The organism is Gordonia sp. i37 (assembly GCF_002043085.1).
Taxonomy (GTDB): Bacteria; Actinomycetota; Actinomycetes; order Mycobacteriales; family Mycobacteriaceae; genus Gordonia; species Gordonia polyisoprenivorans.
The window spans coordinates 1-10,100 of record NZ_MVPX01000442.1 but is presented as its reverse complement, the minus strand read 5'-3'; the positions used below and the strand labels follow the sequence as shown (position 1 = coordinate 10,100).

The window sequence follows — 10,100 nt, the reverse complement described above, 5'->3', positions numbered from 1 at the left end:
CCCCCCCCGCCTCCCGAGACGAATCGGCGGGAGCCCGGGTCGGACTCACCAATGTCGACCATCGGCTGCGCGCAGCTTTCGGCAACGACTACGGGCTGGTGGTCGACACCGGTATCGGAGCGGGCACCAAGGTCGGGATGCGGGTCCCCAAATTCCGTGCCGGGGTGCGAGTATGACACCCATGGCATTGTCGGTCCTGGCTGTCGACGACGAGCGCCCTGCCCTCGACGAACTGGTGTTCCTGCTGCGCCGCGCGCCCGGGATCGGCGAGGTCTTCGCCGCCGGCGATGCCACCGGAGCGCTGCGTGAACTCGGCGACCACCGGATCGACGCGGTCTTCCTCGACATCAACATGCCCGGCCTCTCGGGCATCGAATTGGCCACCGTGCTGCGCAAGCTCAGCAGTCCCCCACAGATCGTGTTCGTCACCGCCCACGACGACCGCGCGGTCGACGCATTCGACGTCGGCGCGCTGGACTATCTGCTGAAACCGTTACGCGAGGACCGGTTACGTGAGGCGGTGGATCGGGTCGCCGCCGCGGCCGCCCCACCCGCGACGCCCTCCGAGTCGACCGCGCGTGACGACGACGTCATCCCCGTCGAACTGGGCGGGGTTACCTCGTTGATCCGACGGGATTCGATCTCGTGGGTCGAGGCCGTCGGCGATTACGCCCGGCTGCATTCGGCGGACGGTGCACACCTCGTGCGGATTCCGCTGTCCACCCTCGAATCCCGATGGCAGGACAAGGGATTCGCGCGTATTCACCGGTCGTATCTGGTGGCGCTGGGTATGGTGACCGGGCTGCGGGCCTCCGGCTCGACGACGATGGTGGCGGTGCGCGCCAACGGCCGCTCGGAGGCGGTGGAACTCCCGGTGAGCCGCCGGCAGGTCCGAGAACTCAAGGATCGCCTCATCCGGGACCCGATGCGCGCCTACCGAACCGGGGACGACCAGTGATCTCGGACCGGGGCGAGACAACTCCGGGCCCGGAGCGTCCGCCCCAGCGGGAGCGGGTGGTGCTGGCCCGCCGACGCGGCGCACGCGTGGTGCGCACGCGCGTGGAGGTGCACGAACAGACCGAGGTCGGCGACGCCCTGGTGCGCGGCCTGATGCGCGCACAGCTGGGTCTGGCGTTGCGGCTGGGCCTGAGCGTGACGGCGATCATCGCACTGGTTCCGTTGCTGGGCATCGTCTTTCCAGCGCTCGGCGAGTACACGGTGTTCGGCATCCGGGTGTCCTGGTTGGTCCTCGGGGTGCTCGTCTATCCGCTGCTGTATCTGTTCGGCAGACTCTACGTACATCTGGCCGAGCAGGCCGAGCGTGACTTCATGGGCGTCGTCGACGACGACGCGGGCGCCGGCCCCTCGGAGCACGACTGATGTCGGGGACGATCCTGACCGCGTTCGCGCTCGTCGCCGCGGCACTGGCGACCATCGTCATCGGTGCCTACGGTGGGCGATTCGCGCGCACCACCTCGGACTTCCTGGTGGCCTCGCGCAGCGTCGGCTCCCGCTGGAATGCCGCCGCGGTATCCGGCGAATACCTCTCGGCGGCATCATTTCTCGGCGTCGCCGGACTCGTCGCCAAATACGGTGCGGATGCCCTGTGGTATCCGGTCGGTTTCACCGCGGGATACCTGGGCCTGTTGCTGTTCGTTGCCGCCCCGCTGCGACGCTCGGGCGCCTACACCGTGCCCGACTTCGCCGAGTTCCGACTCTCGTCGAGGCCCGCACGCCAGATGGCGATGCTGGTGGTGGTCGTCGTGTGCGTGTTGTATCTGATCCCCCAGTTCCAGGGCGCCGGACTGACACTCAGCATCCTGCTGGACGTACCGGTCTGGGTGGGCGCGGTATCTGTCGGGGTGATCGTGATCGTCAACGTCGTCGGCGGTGGCATGCGCTCGATCACGTTCGTCCAGGCCTTTCAATACTGGTTGAAGCTGACTGCGATCGGGGTACCCGCACTGGCCCTGGTGATCGTGTTCCTCGCACACCGCGAACCGGTCGGCGAGCCCGCGCCGCCGCGCGTCGACGTCGCCACCACTGTCACCATCACCACCGACACCGTGCTGTCGGTCCCGGAAACCGCCGGAGTGCACGTCACCGGCACCATCGACGGCTCACACGTCGATGGTGCCGCCTTTCGCGCGCCCGGCGAGTACACATTGAGCTCGGGCAGCACCATCCGGCTCGACGCCGGCGCGGCCACCCCGGTGGTGGCCGGCGCCCCGACGACCGGTGCGTCCTGGGTGGCGCCAGGCGGTGGGCTCGGCGGTAATCATCCTCTGTACCAGGTGTATTCGATCATCATCGCGACCTTCCTCGGCACCATGGGGCTGCCGCATGTGCTGGTGCGGTTCTACACCAACCCGGACGGACGCTCCGCACGCCGGACCGCCCTGACGGTGATCGCCCTCCTCGGCCTGTTCTACCTGTTCCCGATGTTGCTCGGGGTCTTCGCGAGACTCTATGTGCCGCAACTGTTGATCACGGGCACCTCCGATGCGGCGGTGCTGCTGTTGCCGTCGGCGGCGATCGGCGGAGTGGCCGGCCAACTCCTCGCCGCGCTGGTGGCCGCGGGCGCGATCGCCGCGTTCCTCGCGACCTCGTCGGGACTGCTCGTCAGTGTGGCCGGGGCGATCTCCACCGACGTCTTGCGTGGGCGCATCCGCGATTTCCGGGTCGCCGCCGTGATCGGCGGGGTGATCCCCATTGTGTTCAGTGTGGCCGCAACGTCTCTGGAGTTGTCACGCACGGTCGGCCTGGTGTTCGCAGTCGCGGCCTCAACCCTGTGCCCATTGCTGATCCTCGGTATCTGGTGGCGCCGCCTGACCCCCGCGGGTGCCATCGCCGGCATGCTGGTCGGTGGTCTGTCGTCGGGCACCGCAACATCATTGGCGATCGCCGGCGGTATCGGGGACACCTCGCTGGGCGGATGGCCCGCGGTCATCGTCGGTTTCCCCGCGGCGGTGACGGTGCCGCTCGCCTTCGCGACGATGATGCTCGTCAGCCTCGCCACCCACACCCGCGTGCCCGGCGACCTCTCGCGCACCTTCGCGCGGATGCACGTCCCCGAACGGGTCGGGATGGGCGTCGAACGCCTCCCCCGCGACGGATCGGCGTGAGTGTCGAGACGCTCACCACGAGCACTCAGCGACCCGCCGAAAATTGCCTCCCAGTATCGCGGTGATGTCGTCGGCGGCCCAACCCCGTTGGGCGAGATGGCTTCCCAGGGTGACGAAAACCTCGGGCGCCATCCAGCGGATCGGACCCCACCTCGTGTAGGTCTCGTCGAACGCCTCGGGATGGTCGCGGATCTCGGCGAGGAAGTCCTCGGCGTCGAAGGAGTGATCGGTGCTGACGCCGACGTGCTCGATGCCGACGAGTTCGACCGCATACTCGAGGTGGCGGGTCATCGCCTCCAGTGTGGGGGTGTTGGGGCCGAGGAAGATCCCGACGCCGGTGATCCCGACGACACCGCCGGTCGCGGCGCACTCACGAGCCTGCTCGTCGGTGATGTTGCGAGGATGCTCCCACACCGCGCGCATGCACGAGTGGCTGTAGATGACCGGCTTGCTCGACGCCGCACACAAATCCAGGCCGGTGCGCACCGAGCAGTGCGAGCCGTCGGGAACCATCCCGACGTTGTTCATCTCGGCAACGAGGTCGCGACCCCACGCGGTCAGCCCGGTGTCGTCGGTGTCGAGGCATCCGCACCCGGCGCGGTTGGCGTGGTTGTAGGACGGCAGCATCGTGCGAACCCCGAGTTCGACGAATCGCGCCACGTTGTCGAGATCGCCGTCGAGCGGGTTGGAGTCCTCGAGATCGAAGGCGACGGCGATCTGTCCGCGCGCGCCCGCGGCGTCGATGTCGGGGATGGTCCACGCCTGCGTCAGCCCTGGATGGGCGGCAATTGCGGCACCGAAACGATCGAGCAGCAGCGTTGAATCAGTGAAGCTCTGCGGGGCGTAGCCGACGTTGACCGACACATACGTCGGCGCATCGCGGGTGAATCGTTCGAGGTAGGCCACGTCAGCGTCGGGCTGCAACGGCAGGCAGGCGTGCTGATCCCACAGGAGCGTCATGAAGCGATCCTCGACGTCGTCATCGGGTCATTCTGGCCGATCGTGGACCGCCGCCGGCCAAGGACGGGCACTCAGGCCACGCCACTGCCGATGACCGAGAGCAAAGCCAGCTTCTGATGACTTTCGGAGCCGGGCGTTGCGGTGTACACCAGCAACAAATGCGACTGCTCGGGGTCGATCAGCGACTGGCATTCGAGTTCGAGGAGCCCGACCTCCGGGTGTACGAACCGTTTGCCGGTCGTGAACCGTAGACCGACTTCGTGGCGATCCCACACCGCCCGGAACGTCGCACTCTCGGCCAGGAGGAGATCGACGAGATGGGCTGCATACGAGTCCCGGCCGCGCCTGGCGACCGTTTCGCGCAGTCCGGAGGCGAAAACTCGACCGAGTTGCTCGTGATCCGCGGGCGCGTAGCGCGCACGGGTCGCGGGATCGGTGAACCATCGATAGGTGATGCTGCGGGCCGGGCCTTGATACCCGGTCAGGTCGCCGGTGAGGGCGACGCCCATCGGGCTCTGGCGCAGCGTCTCACCGAGCTCGGTGACGATTTCGGCCGGCGTGTCATCGAGACGGTCGAGCACCCGGAGGAGGCCCGGCGAAATATGGTGTTGTCCCGAGACCCCCCGCGCCCGCGGTGAGTGCCCGGCGAGCCGATACAGGTGATCACGTTCCTGGAGATTGAGGTGAAGGCCCTGAGCGATCGACGCGATCATCTGCTCGGACGGCTGGGGCCCGCTGGCACGCTCGAGCCGTGCGTAGTAGTCGGTCGACATATGGCACAGCGCCGCGACTTCCTCACGGCGCAATCCTTCGGTGCGGCGGCGCTGACCACGAGGCAATCCGACGTCCTCGGGTTGTAACGCCTCACGCCGATTCCGCAAGAACTCCGCGAGCCCGGTCCGATCAACGGTCATCGACTCCTCCTTCTTTCGTCCTTTGTAGCGTCGGGACTTGCGCGCAGCCAGGACTTGCTGATCCCACCTTCGCTGATCCGCTGCTCTGGCGCCCACGCATTGCCCAACCACGGATTGCCAGACAGTGGCTACCTTCTCGCCGAGCACACACACTCGATGGCGACCACTGAATACCCCGAAAGGACAATCCTCATGGCACGCCGATCCACCGACCTCGCCATCACCGACCTCACCGGCACCCGCGCCCTTCTCACCGGCGGCAGCGACGGCATCGGGCTGGCCATCGCCGGCCGGCTCGCCGACGCCGGCGCCGAGCTGATCCTGCCGGTCCGCAACATGGAGAAGGGCCGGGCGGCGGAGCACACGATTCGCAGCACCGCACCCACCGCCGACCTCGCACTGCATCACCTTGATCTCTCGTCGTTGGAGTCCGTCACCGAGTTCAGCCAGACACTGCTTTCCGACGGCAAGCCGATCCACATGTTCATCGGCAACGCGGGGGTGATGAACCCACCGGAGAGGCAGAGCACCGCCGACGGCTTCGAGCTCCAGTTCGGTACCAATCATCTCGGCCACGCAGCCCTCATCGCGCGTCTCTTCCCGCTGCTGCGAGACGGGCGGGCCAGGGTCACCCTCCAGATCAGCATCGCCGCCAATCAGGGAGCAGTGAATTGGGATGACCCCAATTGGGAGCGCTCCTACGACAGCATGGGCGCCTACAGCCATTCGAAGATCGCCTATGGACTGCTCGGGCTGGAACTCGACCGGCGCAGCAAAGCCAACGGGTGGGGTATCACCGCCAACCTCTCTCATCCCGGGGTGGCACCGACGAACCTGCTCGCCGCACGTCCCGAGATCGGTCGCACACAGGCGGTGCCGACCCGGCGCCTCATCACCCTGTTCTCCCGGCTCGGCGTCATGGGCACCATATCCAGCGCAAGCCTCCCCGCACTGATGGCGGCAACCACCCCCGGCGACCAGGGCGGGAAGTTCTTCGGCCCGAACGGCATCCGCGGTCTCGGTGGTCGACCTGCCGAGCAAACGCTCTACTCGCGGCTACGCAGTCCCGAAGACGGGGCTCGGATGTGGGAGCTCACTGAGCAGCTCACCGGGGTGACGTTTCCGGGGTGACGTTTCCGACGGAGTGATCTCCCGACAGGCACACTCAGCGACCGTTCATCGGGGCCGATCGACCGCCCACCGCATCGAACCCCGGCTTCGTCGCGTGACGCACACCACTGCATTGTGTGTGATGTGAACCTCATCAAAGCTATGAGTTATCGCCCATCACAGTTCGGCGAACCATCACAGCTTGGGAGGATCTCGTGTCCACTGTCGACCAACCCACGCCGGCGCCGCCGCCGGCGCCCGCGCATCCGACGGGCGAACAATACGTCGCGATGCAGGCCAGCCCGCAATTCCAGGATCTCAAGCGCACCCTGCGCCGCTTCGTGTTCCCGATGACCGCCTTCTTCCTGCTGTGGTACGCGGTGTACGTGCTGCTCGGGGCGTTCGCGCACGACTTCATGGCAACCCGGGTGTGGGGTGACATCAACCTCGGGCTCATTCTCGGCCTGTTGCAGTTCGTGACGACGTTCGTCATCACCGGGCTCTACGTCCGTTTCGCCAATCGTGACCTCGACCCCAAGGCCGAGGCGATCCGCACCGAGATGATGAACGAGGCCGCCAAATGACCACTCTCGCAGCATCTGCCGCCGTGGGTAACCCCATCGCGAACATCGCCATCTTCGTCGCCTTCGTCGCCATCACGTTGTTCGTGGTGATCCGCGCGAGCAAGAAGAACGCGTCGGCCACCGACTACTTCACCGGTGGCCGCGCGTTCTCCGGACCCCAGAACGGCATCGCCATCGCCGGTGACTATCTGTCCGCCGCGAGCTTCCTCGGCATCGCCGGCGCCATCGCCGTGTACGGCTATGACGGCTTCCTCTACTCCATCGGATTCCTCGTGGCATGGTTGGTGGCGCTGCTGCTCGTCGCCGAATTGCTGCGCAACACCGGCAAATTCACCATGGCCGACGTCTTGAGCTTCCGCCTCAAGCAGCGCCCGGTACGACTGGCGGCGGCGATCTCGACACTGGCGGTCTCGCTGTTTTATCTGCTGGCGCAGATGGCCGGTGCCGGCGGCCTGGTCGCCCTGCTGCTCGACGTGACCTCGCGGACCGGGCAGTCGATCGTGATCGCCGTGGTCGGCGCGCTGATGATCGTCTACGTGCTCGTCGGCGGAATGAAGGGCACCACCTGGGTGCAGATCATCAAGGCCGTACTGCTGATCGCGGGTGCCGCGTTCATGACGGTCCTGGTGCTGGCCAAGTTCGGGCTCAACGTGTCCCACATCCTGGGCGGCGCCCAGGATGCGATCAGCGGATCGTCTAGCGAAAAGGTCGCCGCCCGTGACGTTCTCGCGCCCGGCGCCAAGTACGGCGGGTCGATGGAATCGCAGATCAACTTCATCTCACTGGCCATCGCCCTGGTTCTCGGCACCGCCGGCCTACCGCATGTGCTGATGCGTTTCTACACCGTCCCGACCGCGAAAGAGGCTCGGCGCTCGGTGGTCTGGGCGATCGCGCTCATCGGTGCGTTCTACCTGTTCACCCTCATCCTCGGTTACGGTGCCGCCGCGATCGTCGGACCCGACCGCATCCTCGCGGCCGCCGGCAAGGAGAACGCCGCAGCGCCACTACTCGCCTTCGAACTCGGTGGCACGATCCTGCTCGGCATCATCGCAGCCGTCGCGTTCGCGACGATCCTCGCCGTCGTCGCCGGACTGACGATCACCGCCTCGGCGTCCTTCGCCCACGACATCTACGCCAGCGTCATCAAGCGCGGCAAGGTCAGCGAGGACGACCAGGTCCGCGTATCACGCTACGCTGCAATCACTCTCGGCGTCCTCGGAATCGTGCTCGGCATTCTCGCCAACGGCCAGAACGTGGCCTTCCTGGTGGCCCTGGCGTTCGCCATCGCCGCTGCGGCCAATCTGCCGACAATTGTGTATTCGCTGTACTGGAAGCGCTTCAACACCCGCGGTGCGCTGTGGAGCATCTATGGTGGCCTCGGTTCGACGCTGCTACTCATCGTGTTCTCGCCCGCGGTCTCCGGTAAGGCCACCTCGATGATTCCCGGCGCCGACTTCGCCTGGTTCCCGTTGGAGAATCCCGGCATCGTCTCGATCCCGTTGGCCTTCGTGCTCGGTATCGTCGGCACGCTGACCTCGCCGTCGGATCGCGGTACCCCGGAACGCAACGCCGAGATGGAGGTTCGCTCCCTGACCGGCGTGGGCGCCGAAGAGGCGGTGGCGCACTAAGACGCCATCCGACGACCCGAAGGCGTGTCTCCCGAGGTGATCTCGGGAGACACGCCTTTACCATTCGGGCATGACCAACTGCATCTTCTGCGCGATCGTCGCGGGTACGGCGCCGAGTGTCCGGGTGTCGGAAACCGAGGCCACCTACGCGTTCATGGACATCGCGCCGGGCAACGACGGCCATCTGCTGGTGATCCCCAAGCGCCACAGCACCGATCTACTCGACATCGATGCGCAGGATCTGACCGCGGTCACCCTCGAAGCGCAGCGGATCGCCCGCGCCGTGGTCGGCGACCTCGACGCCGACGGCGTGAATCTCCTCAACTGCTGCGGCGCCGACGCCTGGCAGACCGTCTTCCACTTTCACCTGCACGTCATACCGCGTTACGCCGATCGGGATCGGGACCGCCTGCGACTGCCCTGGCAGCCGGGTGTCCCGGGAGATCGACAGGTGATGACGGACTTCGCGGATCGGCTGTCGGTCGCGCTGGGCTGAGGGGCCTGCGCGCCCCTCGGCCGGGGTTACCGAATACCCAGCACGACGACGTCGTTCACGGTGTTCGGTCGATCGCGGCGGAAGCAGGTCATCAGGATGGCGCCGGGTACCGGCAGGACCCCGGATAGCTTGTCGCAAGGCGCGGGTCGCGTCGTTGCCTGCCCATCGGCGGCGATCACCGCCACGACATTCGGTCCGGTCGTGGCCACCACCCCGCTCACGATGCCATCGCCGACGGCGGCGAGTCGTTGTCCGACCGGAATCTCGTCGGGTATCCCGTTCGGGTAGAGATCGGCACCACGGATGGTCGAGAACGACGCGCTTCGCAGATCGACCATCCCGCTCATGGTTCGGCCGTCGGTGCCATACCAGTCGGATTGCAGGTAACGGGCTTGGTCTCCGGCCCTCATCAACAACCCCGGACCGGGTGGATCGGTCGCGCCGGGCACTGTCGTGACCGAATCTTTCTGTGACACATCGACAATCGCCAACTTTCGCTCGTGAATCGACTGACGCTCGAACACTGTCGCCACACGGTCACCGTCCACGGCGATGATCGACGCCTCGGAGTCCGGCGACGTCGGGAGGCCGATGGTACGCGCGACTCCCGACGTCGCATGGAATGCCACGAGCGATGGCCGCTCCCCGCAGGTCGAGATGGCCACCACCGCCGATGACGTCGTCGACACCCTCAAGCCACCGAAACACTCACGGGTCGGCGTCGTCCATCGCGTGTGGCCGGTGCGGACATCGAGCGCTCCGATGGTCGTGGGGCGGTCGTTGCGGTCGTAAACGATCACCCCCACGATCGACGCCCTTGTGGCCCCGGGTACCCGAACTCGCCAACCTTCGGCGTTGGTCCACAGGCGCTCTCCCGACACGGCATCGATCCCGACGAGGGCATTCCGGTACCCCCCGTCCGAACAGGTGACCAGGACGACCTCGTGCCCGGCCGGCCCTGCAGCCCATATCCCCACCGTGCGGCAGCCGAACGGTAGATCTGCGAACGATCGGACCCACCGCCGCTGCCCGGTCTCACCGTGGTAGGCGGCCACCGAACGCCGGCCCAGCACAACGAAACCTGGTCCGGCCGGGGTCACCGAGAACGGACCGAGTGCAGGTACGGTGTAGGCGATGCGGGTTCCCAGGCTTGTCGGAATCGATGGGATGGGAACCGCTGCAACGGATTTTACAGACGGCCGAGGTGTCGCCACGACGATCGAGCCGACAGCGGCGCACACGACGACCAGACCGCCGGCAAGCGCGCCGACGAGCACGGCTCC

The 10,100-nt window shown here is 66.7% G+C and carries 10 protein-coding genes and 1 pseudogene; 8 read left to right on the top strand and 3 right to left on the bottom strand.

Annotated features, from left to right (window positions below; all coding sequences use genetic code 11):
• The 4 genes and pseudogenes from B1964_RS31190 to B1964_RS21785 all read left to right on the top strand — a co-directional run.
• A pseudogene (locus B1964_RS31190) lies at positions 1 to 176 on the top strand (sensor histidine kinase); the annotation flags it as partial.
• Positions 173 to 958, top strand: a complete 786-nt coding sequence (locus tag B1964_RS21795; RefSeq protein WP_079931247.1) for a LytTR family DNA-binding domain-containing protein — start codon at positions 173 to 175, stop codon at positions 956 to 958. The pseudogene B1964_RS31190 and the gene B1964_RS21795, both read left to right, overlap by 4 nt.
• On the top strand, positions 955 to 1,380 hold the full coding sequence (locus B1964_RS21790) for a hypothetical protein (protein ID WP_139765826.1): 426 nt from the start codon (positions 955 to 957) through the stop codon (positions 1,378 to 1,380). Before B1964_RS21795 ends, B1964_RS21790 begins: the two co-directional genes overlap by 4 nt.
• On the top strand, positions 1,380 to 3,125 hold the full coding sequence (locus tag B1964_RS21785; protein ID WP_079931246.1) for a cation acetate symporter: 1,746 nt from the start codon (positions 1,380 to 1,382) through the stop codon (positions 3,123 to 3,125). Before B1964_RS21790 ends, B1964_RS21785 begins: the two co-directional genes overlap by 1 nt.
• Before the next feature lie 12 nt (positions 3,126 to 3,137).
• On the opposite strand, the gene B1964_RS21780 is transcribed toward B1964_RS21785, so the two are convergent.
• Positions 3,138 to 4,085, bottom strand: a complete 948-nt coding sequence (locus B1964_RS21780) for a membrane dipeptidase (RefSeq protein WP_079931245.1) — start codon at positions 4,083 to 4,085, stop codon at positions 3,138 to 3,140.
• A 71-nt stretch (positions 4,086 to 4,156) separates the two neighbouring features.
• Entirely contained in the window at positions 4,157 to 4,999 is an 843-nt protein-coding gene (locus tag B1964_RS21775; RefSeq protein ID WP_079931244.1) for a helix-turn-helix transcriptional regulator, read from the bottom strand.
• Between the two features lie 192 nt (positions 5,000 to 5,191).
• On the opposite strand from B1964_RS21775, the gene B1964_RS21770 reads away from it, so the two are divergent.
• From B1964_RS21770 to B1964_RS21755, 4 genes are all read left to right on the top strand, one after another.
• Positions 5,192 to 6,130 carry an SDR family oxidoreductase gene (locus tag B1964_RS21770; protein WP_079931243.1) on the top strand — a complete coding sequence of 313 codons (939 nt, stop codon included), beginning with the start codon at positions 5,192 to 5,194 and terminating at the stop codon, positions 6,128 to 6,130.
• Between the two features lie 194 nt (positions 6,131 to 6,324).
• A complete protein-coding gene (locus B1964_RS21765; protein WP_026920350.1) occupies positions 6,325 to 6,693 on the top strand; it encodes a DUF485 domain-containing protein in 369 nt (122 codons plus the stop codon).
• Entirely contained in the window at positions 6,690 to 8,321 is a 1,632-nt protein-coding gene (locus B1964_RS21760; protein ID WP_014358874.1) for a cation acetate symporter, read from the top strand. Before B1964_RS21765 ends, B1964_RS21760 begins: the two co-directional genes overlap by 4 nt.
• Positions 8,322 to 8,391: 70 nt before the next feature.
• Positions 8,392 to 8,817: an HIT family protein gene (locus B1964_RS21755; RefSeq protein ID WP_006372449.1), complete on the top strand. Its 426-nt coding sequence runs from the start codon at positions 8,392 to 8,394 to the stop codon at positions 8,815 to 8,817.
• Between the two features lie 26 nt (positions 8,818 to 8,843).
• Here the strand turns inward: B1964_RS21755 and B1964_RS21750 are convergent.
• Positions 8,844 to 10,100, bottom strand: a 1,257-nt coding sequence (locus B1964_RS21750) for a PQQ-binding-like beta-propeller repeat protein (RefSeq protein ID WP_172398922.1), incomplete at its 5' end; no start/stop codon positions are given.